This is a genomic window from Aquidulcibacter paucihalophilus (assembly GCF_002105465.1).
Classification (GTDB): Bacteria; Pseudomonadota; Alphaproteobacteria; order Caulobacterales; family Aquidulcibacteraceae; genus Aquidulcibacter; species Aquidulcibacter paucihalophilus.
In genome coordinates, this window is record NZ_NCSQ01000167.1 from 1 (window position 1) to 15,761 (window position 15,761).

Here is a 15,761-nt window from a genome sequence, read left to right on the forward strand (position 1 = left end):
CAACGCCCTAAGCCACGCCGTGGCCCTCGCCGAATGGATACTTTGGAAGCGGTTAGAGGATCCCTCTGGCCCACCAAACTGCCTGCGAACTTGTTTCTGCGAGCTGTGGTTCGTCAAGTGTGCAGCTGTGCTGTGTCGCGACGCGATCGGTCTTCGCAGAAAACGGACACATGATGACAAAGATGTCGCGCCAAAGCTCGATGACGCATGGTGGTGAAACAGGTTTTCACCACAAGGGGTCCAGGTAGACGAATGCCCCCGATCTATGCAGCTTTTGTTCGAGCCTGGCCCGCTGCAAAGGTAGGGTTCGCGTTTGAACGCGCAGAGACCCTGGTCGGCCGGTTTCAAGGTGAGCAGGGCGAGGCTGAGGGCGGTCCAAGCTTGACAATCGCCCGCGTCGCCCGTCCAATTCCCGCCTGACCTGCGCCTGACCCCAGCCAAACCGAAAGACGCGTGCATATGGATGAGCGGACACACCACATGCTGACGTCGCCGGCGGCGCCCTTGTTGGTGCGCATGGCGACGCCGAATGCGCTTGCCTTTGCTATTCAGTCGTCGGTGAGTTTGGCGGAGGTTTGGATTATTGGCCAATTGGGGACCAGTGCCTTGGCGAGTATCGCCTTGGCATTCCCGCTGTTGATGCTCATTCAAACCATGTCGGGCGGGGCGGCGGGTGGGGCGGTCACGTCGGCCATTGCGCGCGCCTTGGGGGCCGGTGACCGCGAACGGGCGCAACAACTGATTTGGCATGCTTTGGCCGTGGCAGCTGCAGGAGCCGGGTTGTTTCTCCTGCTCTTCTTGCTCTTTGGTCGCCCGCTGATCGCCTTTCTGGGGGGGCGCGGACAGATTTTGGAACAGGCAATCGCCTATTGCAGCGTGATTTTCTGGGGTGGGCTCTTTCTCTGGCTGGTGAGTGTGGTTGGTGCGGTGTTTCGTGGCATGGGCGACATGAAATTGCCGGCTGTTTTGATGGTCGCCAGCGCGTTTCTGCAAGTGCCACTGACGGCAGTTTTGGTGTTGGGCCTATTTGGTTCGCCTCAATTAGGCATCGTTGGCGCAGCTTTTTCAGCCGTGATCAGTGGTTTTGTCGTCAGCGCCATTATGCTGGTGGTACTGGCGCGTGACGGCCGCGTCATCCGTTTGGACCGCACCTATCTCTCATTCTCCAAAGCGCTGTTTCGCGACATTTTCAAAGTCGCAATGCCCGCTTCCCTGTCGCCCATTTTCACCATTTTCATCATTTTAAGCCTGACGGCCATGGTCGCGACCTTTGGGGAGGCAGCGCTTGCGGGCTATGGCATTGGATCACGCATTGAGTTTCTCCTGATCCCGCTCGTCTTTGGGATTGGCGCGGCCATGACGTCGCTCGTCGGCCTCAGCATTGGTTCGGGCAATGTGGAGCGGGCTGAGCATATTGGCTGGATCGGCAGTAGTTTTGCTGCGGGCCTTACCGGTATCGTCGGGCTGGTTTTGGCTCTGTTTCCAACTGTTTGGATCCACGCCTTCACACAAGACCAAGCAACCTTCGAAGCCGCCCGCAGCTATATCCAGATTGTGGGACCCTTCTTTGCGTTCCAAGGCCTAGGTCTGTCACTGTATTTCGCCAGCCAAGGGGCAGGGGCCATGAAGTGGCCTGTGATTGGGATATTGGCGCGGGTGGTGCTAGCAGTCGGGGGTGGGTGGCTTTTGGCCTTTGGCCTCGATCTCGGCCTCAAAGGCGTCTATATCGGCGCGGCCGCTGCCATGGCGACCTTTGGTGTGATTATCGCCGCGGCTTTGAAACTTGGAGCGTGGCGACGTCTGGCGGGATAAGACCTGCTGACACCTATGCCCCTTAGACAGCGACGCGACGAGCCAAAGCCCAAGCCGCCCGTATTTCTCAAGCAGACATTCAATAAAGTCTTGACCTAGGCTATGGTTAATGGAATGCCGGACGGGTGTTGTGAAACAAAGTTCAAATTGAGGTGTCAGATTTGATTTGGATGAAGGTTTGACTGTTAGTTTCAGGCTTGGGTGAGACTTGAGGTGCGTGAAGTGAAGCGGATAATTGGTGTTTCAGCGCTGGCGATTTCTGTTTGTGTGCCTGTATGGGCCGTTCAGGCCTCTGGTTTTGAGCCGCCTGTGGATGCTACGACGCCTCAAGCGGTAATGTCTGAACCCAGTTCCACCGCACCAATTCCCGTGCCTGCAGGAGAAGCCGCGCCGCCACAAACGACGCCGCCGCCTGAAGCCATCGCTGCACCCCCACCGGTTCCTGTGGAAGTTCCTGCCTTTGATATGGCCGCCACCGCGGCCCGCTTTAATGCCTTGGTGGGCGAAGCCGATCGCTTGACGACTTTGCGCACCTTAACCCCTGAGGCGGTGCAGGGCGCTTTGATGTCAACGGCGCGCTTGTCGTCATCGGGCATTTCAGAAGGGGCGGCATCTTACGCGGTACTTTCCGCCTCTGCCCATGCCCCCTTCGCGTCAAGCTTGCAGACAGCAGTCAATCTTTTGGGTCGCGATGCGGTGCTCGATCGATTGAAGAACGATCCAGAAGCATTTTTGGGTCTGGTGGCGTCCTCCAATGAGGCAGCCACCATTGCCAGCGGCGTCATGGCCGATAGCTTGGCCAAGATGGATAAGGCCACCCAAGTTTTGGGTGATGCGGCTTATAGCGTTCAAAAGGAAGCCTGGGCCCAGCGCGAAATGGACCCTCAACTGGTACTGGCCGCGCACCGGACGGCTTCGACAAGTCCCGCCGATATCAGCCCTTTGGCTGCCTCAGACATGCGCAACACACGCGCCGAACTACCCTTGGACAAGCGCTTTTTGGTGGCTGCAGCCTATCATATCTTGGGCGATGACGTGACTTCGACCAAATTGATCGCAAAGCCCGCTGGTAAAATGTGCATGAACCGCGTCCAGTTGAATGTGAGACAATGCTTGGCAGCCAGCCGCTATCCCTATGAGCATTTGTTCTGTTTGGCCCGCCACAGCTTCCAAGAATCCTCCGGCTGCGTGCGCGACACCATCAAATAGTCCTTTCTGGCCCATCTCAGCCTTTCTCCTTGCTCTGCCCCCACAAGACGCTAAGTCTGGTGGCAGAAGAATTTCATGGGAGTGGCCACTATGAGCAGTTTGAAAGATAAGACCCTTTTTATCACCGGGGCATCGCGCGGTATTGGTCTGGCAATCGGCTTACGCGCCGCCCGTGACGGGGCCAATGTGGTGATTGCGGCCAAGACATCAGAACCCCACAAGCATCTGCCCGGCACTATTCACTCGGCAGCCGCCGAGATTGAAGCCGCAGGTGGCCAAGCCCTGCCGCTGGTGGTCGATGTGCGCGAGGAAGCATCCGTCCAGGCCGCGGTAGACCAAGCCGTGGCGCGCTTTGGCGGCATTGATATTTGTATCAATAATGCCAGTGCCATCCAGCTCACCGGCACGCTCCAGACCGAAATGAAGCGCTATGACCTGATGCATCAAGTCAATGGACGGGGGACGTATCTGGTAAGCCGGGCATGTATTCCGTTTTTGAAGAAGGCGGCTAACCCCCATGTCCTCAATCTCTCGCCGCCTTTGGACATGAGCCCAAATTGGTTTGGCAATCATGTTGCCTATACGATGGCGAAATACACCATGAGTATGTGCGCTCTGGGCATGGCGGAGGAGTTTAAAGGGGATGGCATTGGCTTTAACTGCCTGTGGCCACGCACAGGCATTGCGACCGCCGCCATCCAATTTGCCCTCGCAGGCGACGAAGGGCTGCGCCACTGCCGCACCGTCGATATTATGGCCGACGCCGCCCATGTGATCCTCACGCGCGACGCGAAAACTTGCACCGGCAATTTCTTCATTGACGATGTCGTGTTGGCGGAATCCGGCGTGACATCGTTTGACCATTATCGGGTCGATCCCAGCAAGGATCTGATGCCAGATTTCTTTGTTCCAGCCGATACACCCATCCCGCCGGGCGTTTCCATGCGTGCGATTGGCTAGGTCGTCGACCCGAAAATTCGCCTGTCGCGAGAGCCCGATTGGACCGGGACCAAGCGGGGTCTCGGTCTTCTCTTCAGCGCCAGTCGATGGATCATTCAGGCTTTCTCTCACGCACGGCCATTAACTGCGGGGAACTGCCAAGAATTGTTAAAAATCGCAGGACTTTGGGGGTTTGCGGCCTTGATTTGGTCGCCATGAAGCGGCACGACCCAGAGTCAACACGTGCGAATCATCGCATAGAACAGACTTAGAATCGCGAGAAAAAAATGTTCGGACGCCTCTTCAACTGGTTTTCCAGCGACATGGCAATCGACCTTGGTACGGCCAACACCCTTGTTTATGTCAAAGGGCATGGGGTTGTTCTGAATGAACCTTCGGTGGTGGCCTATCGCCAGCGTGGTGGACGCAAAGAAGTGCAGGCTGTTGGCCATCAGGCCAAACTGATGTTGGGGCGTACGCCGGGTGAAATTCAGGCGGTTCGCCCAATGCGTGACGGCGTGATCGCAGACTTTGAAGTCGCCGAAGAAATGATCAAGCACTTCATCCGGCGTGTGAACTCCAACAAGGGCTTTTTGCGGGGCCGTCCGCGGATCATCATTTGTGTGCCATCAGGGGCAACACCGGTTGAGCGTCGCGCGATCCAAGATGCAGCGCTGAATGCCGGTGCGTCAGATGCGTATCTGATTGAAGAGCCGATGGCGGCAGCCATTGGGGCTGGCCTTGCCATTGATCAGCCCTCTGGTTCGATGGTTGTCGATATTGGCGGTGGCACCACAGAAGTTGCGGTTTTGTCGCTGGAAGGGATTGTCTATGCACGCTCCGTGCGTGTGGGTGGCGACAAAATGGATGAGAGCATCATCAATTTCCTGCGCCGGACCGAGAATATGCTGATTGGTGAGACCACGGCAGAGCGCATCAAAAAAGAAATTGGCACGGCTTTGCCGCCTGCAGACGGCTATGGCTTGTCTTTATCCGTCAAAGGGCGGGATCTTCTCAATGGCGTGCCGCGCGAGATCCAAATCTCGGAACAATTGATTGCAGAAGCTTTGTCTGACCCCGTTGATGAGATCATTGAAGCAGTTCGCGTCGCGTTGGAAACCACGCCCCCCGAACTGGCAGCTGACATTGTCGAAAAAGGCATTATGCTGACGGGCGGCGGCGCGCTGTTGCGCAATCTGGATGTGGTGCTGCGCGAGCGCACAGGCCTGCCGGTTTCAGTAGCCGATGATGCCTTATCGTGCGTGGTGTTGGGTACCGGCAAATGCGTCGATAATTTCGAGCAGTGGAAAGGCGTCTTGTCCAAAGTCTAAGCCGGATAAGCGCCCCGACTGGCTCGGGTCTATGAGGTGAAGGAGCAGGCATATGGCGCGCAGAGGCAATCGGCGAGCAGGGGGGGCAGGGCCACTCATTGGGGTCGCTGCGCTGACGGCGCTGATCTCTGTCGGGGCCACGATTGTTGTCACCGATCAACGTGGTGGTGCGGTTGCTGGTATTGCGTCTGATGTGTCCGGGGCCATTGGCGGGGTTTTGATGACGCCGGTTCGGTGGGGCGAAAATATCGTTACCTCCGTCGGTGCCTTTTTTGGTGGGGCCACCCTCAACAAACAGCTTCAAGAAGAAAATCGCGCGCTTCTGCAATGGCGAGACCAAGCTAAAGCCATGGCGGAGCGTTTGGACGCCTATGAGAAGCTGCATGGCGTTAAGGCCGAACAATTACCGCAAGGCTTGACCGGTCGCCTGATCAGCGAGAGCAGCGGGCCATTTGCAAAGTCTGGCATCGTTAATTTGGGTGCCAAGTCCGGCGTCAAAGTGAATTGGATCGTGCTCAATCAAAATGGTTTGGTGGGCCGGGTCATTGCTGTGGGCAACGACACCTCGCGTGTTTTGTTCTTAGCCGACGGCGATAGCCGCGTTCCTGTCATGGGCGAGATTACCCGGGCTCGCGCGATTGCGATGGGGGACAAGACATCTGCCCCCAAGCTGGCCCATTTGAACACGCCTACATTGATGCGCGATGGCGAGCGGGTCATGACTTCTGGCGATGACGGGATTTACCCACGCGGTATCGCTGTTGGACAAGCAGGCATTGCTCCCGACAAGCAGTGGCGGGTGCGCCTAGCATCCAGCGCTTCCCCGATTGATTTTGTTCGCCTCGTCCCGCCCTCCAATTTCCCGCCGCCGCTCGACCCTGTGACACCGCCAACTTTGGCCGCCCCGCCGACAGAGGCTGCGACAACAACGCCGGTGCAAGGGGGTGTTCTGCCTCTTGCACCCGATGCGGCCGGTGTGCCTACGGCCGCAACGCCGGAAGCCATCCGCGCGGCTCAGGCGTCGCGTAGCAGTGAAGTCGAGGCAGCACGTGCAGCCGCCGCGCGCCTTGCCAAGGAACGTGATGAAGCCCGAGAGCAAGCGCGCAAGGCCGAAGCCGCCCGTTTGGCAGCCGAAAGCCGGTCGGTTCCGGTAGCAGGATCGGCGACAGCATCCAGCGCTGGGGCAAGTGTGCCCACCACCCCTGCCGCACCTGCGGCCGCACCTACATCTGCGACCCCACCCAGCGGGGCACCCAAACAGTGAGCACGCTCTTGCCTGGCCGTCCTTCGACCAGGTCACGCCTCTTTTCCGGTCTCGCCATTGTGGCCGGGACAAGCTTGCTTAATCTTGTCTCGCTCAATCTCGGACCATTTGGCAGTATCTGGCCGGCTAGTTTGGTCTGGGCGGCGTGCGGCTGGGCGAATCAAGGACCAAACGCCTTGATTGGCGTTTTATTGTTTGTTCTTGGGCTATGGCTTGACCTTTTGACCGGCGGACCCTTGGGGGCGTGGGCAGTGGTTGCACTTCTCGCCCATGGATTGACCATTCTGACGGCGCGCTTGAGTGTGGCCATGGCCTCTACGCCTTTGGGGTCGGCCGCGATTACCGGCTTTTTTTTCTTGTTGGCGGCGTTCATCTTGTCGATTTCAAGTGGGAAAGGGTTTAATGTGCTGGCGATTTTGGTGCCAATTATCAGCGCGGTTGTAACCTATCCATGGCTGGCACCGTGGTTTGATCTGTCTGAGGATGAAGCATGAGCCAGAATGGTGGGCCAGATCTTTTTAGCCGTCGGGCCATGATCTTGTCCTCGCTCGGGGGCTTGTATTTTGCCGTCCTCGGCCTGCGCATGGCGCAGCTTCAGATTTTCGAGAATGAGGAATTCCGTCTCGAAGCAGCTGAGAACCAATTCAACCTTCTGGTCAATCCAGCTTCCCGTGGGCCAGTCTATGACCGATTTGGCGTACCGCTGGCCGTGAACCGGCGCGATTTCCGCGTTTCTGTCATGCGCGAGGATGTCGACGATCTACCCACCACCATCAAGGCCCTGGCTTCGATCTTGCGCTTACCCCCAGAGAAAGCAGAAGGATCTTTAAATGAGGCCAAGATTTCCCCCCGCTTCATGCCCTCGATGGTGGCTGAGAATTTGTCGTGGGAGGAATATTCAAGGGTTAGCGTCTATGCGGCCTCCTTTCCGGGCGTGCGGTGCGAAATGGGCGAAGCCCGCAATTACCCACTTGCTGAAAGTATGGCTCATGTGCTGGGCTATGTGGCCAAGGCCAATGACAAGGATGTTGCCGCTGACCCCCAGGCCCGTCATCCCGGTATTCGGGTGGGAAAAGAAGGTATTGAGAAGTCCCAAGAAAAAGGCCTCAAAGGTGTTCATGGTGCCACTAAACTAGAGGTCAATGCCCATGGTCGGGTCATTCGCGAAGTGGTCGACCCGCGCCTCAATCCCAAAAGCGGCACGCCAATCGTCCTCACCATTGACGCCGAGATCCAGCAAGTCGCCTATGATCAGTTTCAAGCCAAGGACAAGAGGCCAGTCGAGGCAGGTTCGGCTGTGGTGATGGATATCCATACTGGCGAGCTTTTGGCGCTGGTATCGGCTCCTAGCTTTGACCCCAATAAATTCGTGGACGGCATTAGCCGGACCGATTTCAACGAATATAATAATGCCGAGATGCGCCCCTTGTATCATAAGGCGGTGCGCGGCATTTATCCCCCAGGCTCGACCTATAAGATGGTGACAGCTTTGGCTGCCCTTGAGGCGGGGATTACCGATCCCGAAGAGACCGTCAATTGCCCGGGTTTTTACATGTTGGGCAATCATCGCTTCCATTGTCACGCCCGGCGCGGACATGGCAGTGTCAACCTCCATACCGCCATCAAAGTCTCGTGCGACGTCTATTTCTACGAAATGGGCCGGCGCATTGGTGGGGACAAAATGGCACAAGTCGCCCGCGAGTTTGGCTTTGGCCAAAGGTTTGATCTGGGCATTCCCGGGATTGCCGCGTCGCACGTGCCTGACAATGCTTGGAAAGTAAAAAATCGCGGTAAGCCGTGGCAGGTTTATGACTCGCTCAATGTGGCGATCGGTCAGGGCCTGATTGCCGCAACCCCGCTGCAATTGGCCGTGATGACGGCACGCATCGCCTCTGAGGGCAAAGCGGTTGTACCGCGTCTTATTCGCGAGGGGCCTGGGGCCGCCCCATTTACCCCCTTCAAGCAATTGCCTTTCAATTATCAGCATATGCATCTGGTCCACGAAGGCATGATTGCCGTGTCCAATGAAGCTGGCGGCACTGGTCGGGGGGATTTGGGTATTGAAGGCGTGCGCATGGCCGGTAAGACTGGCACCGCCCAAGTCCGGCGTATTACCATGGCCGAACGCCGAACGGGTGTGCGCTCAAACGCCTCGCTCCCGTGGAGACAGCGAGATCATGCTTTGTTTGTCTGCTACGCGCCCGCCGAAGCCCCGAAATATTGTTGCGCCCTTGTTGTCGATCATGGCGGGGGTGGTGGTGCTGCGGCCGCTCCGCGTGCGCGTGAGATCATGCGGGCCACCTTGCTGAAAGACCCTTCTTCCAAGCCCGCCTTCACGACCCGGGCAAAGACGGCGGATTTAGCCCCACCCGCCGATGGCACCCCACCGGGGGATGGCAAAGCATGACCTTCTTGCCGGATATGGAAAGCGGTCGCGACAGCTTCTTTGGAAAGCTGCGTCGAATCGAGTGGGGCTTGGTCTTTGTCATGGCCATGATCAGCGTGGTCGGCACCATTTTGTTGTTTGGCGCGGCGGGTGCGAGTTGGGAGCCTTGGGCAGGAGACCATATCATCCGCTTTTGTATCGTCACGTGCCTCATGCTGGTGGTGGCAACTGTGGACGTCCGTATTTGGTACCACTTGGCGTATCCCGCCTATATTGGCGTTTTCATCCTATTGATTGCGGTGGAATTGTTCGGAAAAGTCGCGTTGGGTGCCCAGCGTTGGCTGGAAGTGGGCCCCATCCGGTTGCAACCATCCGAATTCATGAAGATCGCCTTGATCTTGGCTTTGGCCCGCTATTATCAAGACGCTGAATCTGACCGCATGTGGACCCTTCGGGCCCATGCCATTCCGTTGCTGATGCTCGCAGCACCTGCAGCTTTAATCACGCTGCAACCTGATTTGGGCACCGCCATTATGGTGGCAGGGGTTGGGTCGATCATGGTGATATTGGCTGGCCTGTCTTGGTGGTATGTGGTGGCGGCGGCTGGAAGTGTTGCCACTTTTGCCTTGGCCGCCTTCTTTTTCTTTATGGCAGAGTTTCAAAAGAACCGTATCCTGACTTTCCTTGATCCATCGCGCGATCCTTTGGGAACCGGCTATCATATCACCCAGTCTAAGATTGCGATTGGTTCGGGCGGTTTGTTTGGTGTCGGCTATATGCAGGGCACCCAAAGCCAGCTCGATTTTTTGCCCGAGCGCCATACCGACTTTGTGTTTGCTATGCTGTTGGAAGAGTTTGGCATGGTTGGTGGCTTGTTTGTGCTGGCCCTCTACCTCGCCGCCATGGCTTTTGGCATTTATATTTCGATCGGCTGTCGCCATCGTTTCGGCAAGTTTTTGGCCGCTGGCGTCACGATGCTATTGTTCATCTATGTCGGCATTAATGCGGGCATGATTATGGGCCTGATGCCGGTGGTGGGCGAACCTCTGCCTTTTTTAAGCTATGGCGGTAGCGTCATGCTCTCGTTGATGTTCGGTCTGGGCCTGGTTCAAAATGCCAAAGTCTTCCGCGACAAAACGTTGGGGTCTGGCTTTAAATCGTCCAAGCGCGTGCGATAGAGGTGCACGAGGATACCTCATCTCGCGCGAAGCGACGCACGCCTTGCCTTTGCCACAGCAGAGCCGTTGGCAAAGGCGTTCACGTCATCGGTTCGGTGAGATAAGGGGGTGGTTTTTGTCCCTATTTCGCACTTTCAACCTTGATATAGGCGATCACATCGCGGCGATCTTTTTCTTGCTTTAGGCCCACAAAGCTCATTCGGTTGCCGGGCAGGAAGCCCTTGGGATCGGCGAGCCATTGGTCTAATTTCTCAGCATCCCACGTAAAGCCTGCCCCTTTGAGGGCTGGGGAATAATTGAAGCCAGGCACAGTCCCGGCCGTCCGGCCAAACATGCCATGCAAAGCAGGACCGACGCGGTTATCGCCCCCTTTCTCAATCACATGGCACGAACGACACTTGGCAAATTGCCGACGGCCATTGGCAAGATCGCCTTCGCTATAGGGCGCTGGAAGGCTGGCTAGGATTTTCGCATCTTCCGGGGAGGGACCGGCGGCGGCTGCAGCGGGGGCAGGGGCGGCAGGGGCAGCGGCCGGCGCCGGGGTAGCGGGGGCAGCCGCCTCCTTGTTGGGTGCTGCTTCGGGTGCGGTCTCCGTTTTGGCCGACTGGGGGGCTTGGCCGCAAGCGACAAGGGTTATCAGCGGGATCAGGGCAAGGCTGGTGCGGATCATCATGGTCTCTTCTCCACAGACTAAAGGGGGTGGGCGATGCGCGTGCAGACAGCCCGATAAGGGGGAGGTAGAGCGTTGAGCCAAAGCCGAACAGGGGTATGAGGCGGATCTGTCAGTCACAAGCGATCACTTCCCAGTGAGGGCTTTAAGCAAGAGAGAACCAGCCCAAAGGCAGTCCCGCCACAAGGCTTGTCAGGACGTTATGAATGGGGAGAATGGTGCCGATTGCAGGAATCGAACCCGCGACCGTCCGATTACAAATCGGGCGCTCTACCTGCTGAGCTAAACCGGCATCGGGGGTGTCTCTAAACGTTTTGGGCGAGGTTTTGCAAGGGAGAAGCGCAATGAAAGGGCAGGCAAAAAACAGCGTCACCCGCAGAGGGGCCTTAAGTCACCTTGCTGCGCCTGCTGCCATTTTGGCCGCGCCAGCCCTTGCAAGCGCTGCATCTGTGGCGATCCAAACCCGCAAGAGAAAGACCTATGTGCTGGTGCATGGCACCTGGCATGGCGGTTGGGTTTGGCGGCAGGTGGCCGAACGCTTGCAGGCTGAGGGGCACCGTGTTTTGACCCCAACTGCGACCGGCTGCGGGGAGCGGGCCCATCTGATCAGCCCCACCACCAATCTGTCCACCCATGTGCAAGATATGTGCGCGGTGATTGAGGCCGAGGACGCCGAGGAGGTGATCTTGATTGGCCATTCTTTTGGCGGGTTGACCATCACTGGCGTGGCCGATCGACTGGGCGACCGCATTGCCCATATCGTCTTCTATGATGCCTTCATCCCAACGCGCGCGCGACCGGCTTGGGTGATGCCCGAAGCTGACGGGGCTTGGCCCAAATGGTGGCTAGATCGCCAAACCCATTTCATCGACGGCTATAAGATGATTTTCTTTGATCATTATCCGATCAAGATGCTGGTGCCAGAGGAGGATGCGGCCAATGTCGCGCTTCTCAAACGTAAATTGACGTGGCACCCCGCCGGGCAATGGACAGAACCTGTAAGCTTTGCGCAAGGGGGGTGGGAGGACCGTCCCCGCACCTATATTCACACCACCTTACAGACATTTGCGCCCTCGTCGCCGGCCATGTGGGGGCCAGGTAAAGAGGCCGGTTGGCGCTGGATTGATGTGCCGACCACCCGCAACGGCATGTTGACCCACCCCGATGTGGTGGCAGCCTGTTTTGCCAGCTTGGGCTGATCTTTAAAGAATTTTCGCAGGACTTTACCGCCTTGGCGCATTGCACCAAAGCCCACTCCAGCCTAGTAAAATCAGATTCGAGTGCCGTAGCTTGCAAGCGCTGCGGGCAACTTACAGAGTCGTTTCAAGAGGGCACACATGGCCGATAGTGCAGTGTCAGCAGTCACCCAAGCCGGGGCAGGCGTTCAACAGACCTTGGTCTCGAATGCATTTCTGCTCGACTTTCTCCCCATCATCATTTTTCTGGTGATTGCGGCAGGCCTTGGTTGCGCCTTCATGTTAGCCTCTTGGGTGTTAGCCCCGTCGAGCCCTGATCCAGAAAAAGTGTCGACCTATGAGTGTGGATTTAATGCGTTTGACGACGCGCGCATGAAGTTTGACGTGAAATTCTATCTGGTTTCCATCCTGTTCATTCTGTTCGACTTGGAGATTGCCTTCCTGTTCCCATGGGTGTTGGCGCTCGATGAAATCGGGCCCTTCGGCTATTGGTCGATGATGAGCTTTCTTGGCATCTTGCTGGTCGGATTTATTTATGAGTGGAAGAAAGGTGCTTTGGAATGGAACTAAAGCTTCCCCCTCGTGCGGGATCGGCTCCCGCTACGCTCGACAAGATTGGCCCGGTCATTCCCAACGATCCCTATTTCTCGGGACTGTCTGATGAACTGGCCGATAAAGGGTTTGTGGTTGCAGCGGCAGATGATCTGATCACATGGGCGCGCACGGGCTCGCTCATGTGGATGACCTTTGGTCTGGCTTGCTGCGCGGTTGAGATGATGCAAGCTGCCATGCCACGCTATGATATGGAGCGCTTTGGCTTTGCCCCACGCGCCAGCCCGCGCCAGTCTGATGTCATGATTGTGGCGGGCACTTTGACCAACAAAATGGCCCCCGCTTTGCGCAAGGTCTATGACCAGATGCCAAATCCGCGCTATGTGATCTCCATGGGATCGTGCGCCAATGGTGGCGGTTACTACCACTATAGCTATGCGGTGGTGCGCGGCTGTGACCGCATCGTGCCAGTAGACATCTATGTGCCCGGTTGCCCACCAACTGCCGAAGCTTTGATGTATGGCATTTTGCAATTGCAGAAGAAAATCCGTCGCGAAGGAACGATCGAACGATGAGCGCTTTGGCTGATCTGCAAGAGCGCCTGACTTCGGCTCTGGGTGCATCCATCCTGTCTGCGACCCAAGCGACGGGCGAATTGACCTTGGTGGTTCGTCGCGACGATATTCTGGTTGTCCTGCAACATTTGCGCGATATTGAAAGCTTTTCTTCCTTCGTCGATGTGTGCGGCGCAGACTATCCAGAACGCGCGGAGCGGTTTGAGGTGGTCTATCATCTCCTGTCGATGAGCAAAAATGCCCGTATCCGGGTGAAAGTCACAACGGACGAAGATACGCCGGTGGCGTCGGCCTGTGCGCTTTGGCCAGCAGCCGATTGGTTTGAGCGGGAAGCCTTTGATATGTATGGCATCCTCTTCTCTGGCCACCCAGATTTGCGTCGCATCTTGACCGATTATGGCTTCCATGGCCATCCGCTGCGCAAGGACTTCCCGCTGACGGGCTATACCGAAGTCCGCTATGACGAAGCCCAAAAGCGGGTGATTTATGAACCCGTCAAGCTCGTGCAAGAATATCGCAATTTCGATTTCTTGAGCCCTTGGGAGGGGATGCTGCCTGGGGATGAAAAGGCCGCCGAGTAGGGGCGGCCAACTTGTCATCTCCGCCGAAGCGATAGCAAAAAGCCGGGACCTTGGATCGCTTATGCGCTCTCCATGAGTTGCGTTCGGAGGAGGGGGGGAGTTCAATCTGCAACCAAAACAACACTTGGAACGGCTCTATGCCTCGCTTTGCTCCCATGAGAGCCGCCCGATAATTTTTATTGCGCAAGCTCGAACACGGCCTTTGCGTAAGCATAGCCTGCAGCAAAGGTGTGTGTGGACGCCCTGGTTTTTGCAAGTGCTTTTTCAGTTTGTTTGGCTGGATCAGTTAAGTGCGGTCGTGTGTCCGGCTTCTGGTGCAGCCTTTCAACGACTGCGAGCCACGATGGTGTGCGCGATCAGGTTCATATCGTTCCAGCGTGCTTTGATGCACCTACCTTTGCTCTGAGTATCCTGATCGTGTTTCCTAAACTGTTGCGCCATACTCCCTGTTGCACTTGCCCTGACCGCCTCTGTCTGACGACTGATCTTCAGTGCTTGTAGATCATGTCGTCATTGGAGATTGATACACGCCGCCTTTGACCTGCAGAGCCCAGACGATACGCGCTATTTTATTCGCTAACGCTGTCACCGCTACCATGCGCGGTCTGCGCGCTAATAGCTTTGCCAGCCACAGATCCGGCACCGTGCGCGAACGAGCTATCGATGTGATCACCGTGCCCGCACAAATCACAAACAGCCGCCTCAAGGTACGATTGCCTTTCTTGGTAATCTTGCCAAGTCGTTCCTTCCCCCCTGACGAATGCTGTCGTGGAACCAAACCCATCCAAGCCGCATAATCACGACCCGAAGCAAATCCCCGCGCATCAGGCCCCAAGGCTTTAACCGCCAGCGCTGTGATCGGACCTATTCCTGGAATGCTCATCAAGGCCTTGTTCACAGGATCGCGCTTGGCCAGCTGTGTCATCTTCTTCTCAAGTGCGCCAATCTGCTCCTCAAGCTGTTCAATACTCGCCATCAGAAGCTCAAGCACCTCTCCGGCGACTTCTGGCAAATCTGTGGCCTCACCAATCAGCCCCTTCAAAGCCTCATAGCCCTTGTGACCTGTCGGCGCTGAAAGCCCAAACTCTGCACAATGCCCGCGCACCGCATTGATCGCTTGGGTGCGTTGACGCACCAACAAATCTCGGCTGCGAAAGACCATGGCTTGACTATGCTGCTCCGCGCTCCTGATCTCAACAAACCGCATCGTCGGACGGCTTGCCGCTTCACAGATGGCTTCAGCATCCGCCGCATCATTCTTCCCACGCTTCACATAGGGCTTCACATAATGGGCCGGGATCAATCGTACTTCATGACCCAATGCCGCTATCTCACGACCCCAATAATGCGCCGACGAACACGCCTCCATCGCAACAATGCAAGGCTTCTGGCTCTTGAAGAAACCCAAAAGCTGAGCACGCGACAGCTTCCTTGAGAATAAACACTTGCCAGACTTATCCCCACCATGCGCCTGAAAAATACGCTTGGCCAAATCTAACCCAATTATGCTAACCTCTTCCACGGACGCCTCCTTCGTATGTGACTCCAACAATCCACATACTGGCACATAGATGCCGTCAGGGGGCGTCCACCCCATCATTCCAAGTGAAACGACCATTAGTAAACCGCCCCACTCGTAAAAACAGTTTGACCTCAGGTTGAAATTTTGTGACGCTCAAGCTTGAACTTGGCGCGCGAGAGTTTTTGATGTGGCACTCTTTCTTGCAATCTCTTCCCTTGTATTTTGGGATCATGTTCATCGTAAAACTGCTCTTCACGCTCCAACGTAAGCGCAAAAGAGCTGCAGTCTTGGGGCGCGGTAAATTTCTTTTTTATTGCTTTCTTGAAGCTTCGATTGAAGCAACCATCTTTGCGTTTATCTTGTTTGCCATTTTCTTTTTGGATGAAAATGAACCCATGATGGGTGACTTTGATTTCAATTTATTGACCTTTTTGGTTGTAGTCGGTGGCGCTGTTGCGGTTGGCATGATTTTGCGTAACTTACCTTACATTCGCGATGCGCTAGCCAATTTGGAAGAGCCACCGAAAGCTGCAAAGTCCGAATAGG

The 15,761-nt window shown here is 56.4% G+C and carries 15 protein-coding genes and 1 tRNA gene; 13 read left to right on the plus strand and 3 right to left on the minus strand.

Going from position 1 to position 15,761, the window contains the following annotated elements; genetic code table 11:
- Positions 1 to 480: 480 nt before the first annotated feature.
- From B7364_RS13915 to rodA, 8 genes are all read left to right on the plus strand, one after another.
- Positions 481 to 1,812 carry an MATE family efflux transporter gene (locus B7364_RS13915; protein ID WP_198534262.1) on the plus strand — a complete coding sequence of 444 codons (1,332 nt, stop codon included), beginning with the start codon at positions 481 to 483 and terminating at the stop codon, positions 1,810 to 1,812.
- A gap of 222 nt (positions 1,813 to 2,034) precedes the next feature.
- Positions 2,035 to 3,021 (plus strand): hypothetical protein, encoded by a 987-nt coding sequence (locus B7364_RS13920; RefSeq protein ID WP_157893713.1) that lies wholly within the window; start codon positions 2,035 to 2,037, stop codon positions 3,019 to 3,021.
- Positions 3,022 to 3,111: 90 nt separating this feature from the next.
- Entirely contained in the window at positions 3,112 to 3,981 is an 870-nt protein-coding gene (locus B7364_RS13925) for an SDR family oxidoreductase (RefSeq protein ID WP_085340649.1), read from the plus strand.
- Between the two features lie 266 nt (positions 3,982 to 4,247).
- The gene (locus B7364_RS13930; protein WP_085340650.1) at positions 4,248 to 5,291 is read left to right on the plus strand and encodes a rod shape-determining protein; all 1,044 of its coding nucleotides are present in this window, start codon (positions 4,248 to 4,250) and stop codon (positions 5,289 to 5,291) included.
- A 52-nt stretch (positions 5,292 to 5,343) separates the two neighbouring features.
- On the plus strand, positions 5,344 to 6,555 hold the full coding sequence (gene mreC, locus B7364_RS13935) for a rod shape-determining protein MreC (protein ID WP_085340651.1): 1,212 nt from the start codon (positions 5,344 to 5,346) through the stop codon (positions 6,553 to 6,555).
- Positions 6,552 to 7,049, plus strand: a complete 498-nt coding sequence (locus B7364_RS13940; protein ID WP_085340652.1) for a hypothetical protein — start codon at positions 6,552 to 6,554, stop codon at positions 7,047 to 7,049. Before mreC ends, B7364_RS13940 begins: the two co-directional genes overlap by 4 nt.
- Complete coding sequence (gene mrdA / locus B7364_RS13945; protein ID WP_085340653.1) at positions 7,046 to 8,962, plus strand: penicillin-binding protein 2; 1,917 nt, start codon at positions 7,046 to 7,048, stop codon at positions 8,960 to 8,962. The genes B7364_RS13940 and mrdA overlap by 4 nt, the downstream gene beginning before the upstream one ends.
- Positions 8,959 to 10,119 carry a rod shape-determining protein RodA gene (gene rodA / locus B7364_RS13950; RefSeq protein ID WP_085340654.1) on the plus strand — a complete coding sequence of 387 codons (1,161 nt, stop codon included), beginning with the start codon at positions 8,959 to 8,961 and terminating at the stop codon, positions 10,117 to 10,119. The genes mrdA and rodA overlap by 4 nt, the downstream gene beginning before the upstream one ends.
- A gap of 121 nt (positions 10,120 to 10,240) precedes the next feature.
- Here rodA and B7364_RS13955 read toward each other — a convergent pair whose 3' ends face one another.
- Both B7364_RS13955 and B7364_RS13960 read right to left on the minus strand, forming a co-directional pair.
- Positions 10,241 to 10,792 carry a c-type cytochrome gene (locus B7364_RS13955; protein ID WP_232780919.1) on the minus strand — a complete coding sequence of 184 codons (552 nt, stop codon included), beginning with the start codon at positions 10,790 to 10,792 and terminating at the stop codon, positions 10,241 to 10,243.
- Positions 10,793 to 11,005: 213 nt separating this feature from the next.
- Positions 11,006 to 11,081: transfer RNA gene (locus B7364_RS13960), tRNA-Thr, on the minus strand.
- Between the two features lie 52 nt (positions 11,082 to 11,133).
- Between B7364_RS13960 and B7364_RS13965 the strand changes: the two genes are divergently transcribed.
- The 4 genes from B7364_RS13965 to B7364_RS13980 all read left to right on the plus strand — a co-directional run bounded on the left by B7364_RS13965 (position 11,134) and on the right by B7364_RS13980 (position 13,693).
- On the plus strand, positions 11,134 to 11,988 hold the full coding sequence (locus B7364_RS13965) for an alpha/beta fold hydrolase (protein WP_085340655.1): 855 nt from the start codon (positions 11,134 to 11,136) through the stop codon (positions 11,986 to 11,988).
- Positions 11,989 to 12,126: 138 nt separating this feature from the next.
- Positions 12,127 to 12,555: an NADH-quinone oxidoreductase subunit A gene (locus tag B7364_RS13970; protein ID WP_085340656.1), complete on the plus strand. Its 429-nt coding sequence runs from the start codon at positions 12,127 to 12,129 to the stop codon at positions 12,553 to 12,555.
- A complete protein-coding gene (locus B7364_RS13975; RefSeq protein ID WP_106407650.1) occupies positions 12,546 to 13,112 on the plus strand; it encodes a NuoB/complex I 20 kDa subunit family protein in 567 nt (188 codons plus the stop codon). Before B7364_RS13970 ends, B7364_RS13975 begins: the two co-directional genes overlap by 10 nt.
- Positions 13,109 to 13,693: an NADH-quinone oxidoreductase subunit C gene (locus B7364_RS13980; protein WP_085340658.1), complete on the plus strand. Its 585-nt coding sequence runs from the start codon at positions 13,109 to 13,111 to the stop codon at positions 13,691 to 13,693. The genes B7364_RS13975 and B7364_RS13980 overlap by 4 nt, the downstream gene beginning before the upstream one ends.
- Before the next feature lie 502 nt (positions 13,694 to 14,195).
- Here the strand turns inward: B7364_RS13980 and B7364_RS13985 are convergent.
- Complete coding sequence (locus B7364_RS13985) at positions 14,196 to 15,215, minus strand: IS110 family RNA-guided transposase (RefSeq protein WP_085340717.1); 1,020 nt, start codon at positions 15,213 to 15,215, stop codon at positions 14,196 to 14,198.
- A 230-nt stretch (positions 15,216 to 15,445) separates the two neighbouring features.
- Between B7364_RS13985 and B7364_RS13990 the strand changes: the two genes are divergently transcribed.
- Entirely contained in the window at positions 15,446 to 15,760 is a 315-nt protein-coding gene (locus B7364_RS13990; RefSeq protein ID WP_157893714.1) for a hypothetical protein, read from the plus strand.
- Position 15,761 lies beyond the last annotated feature (1 nt).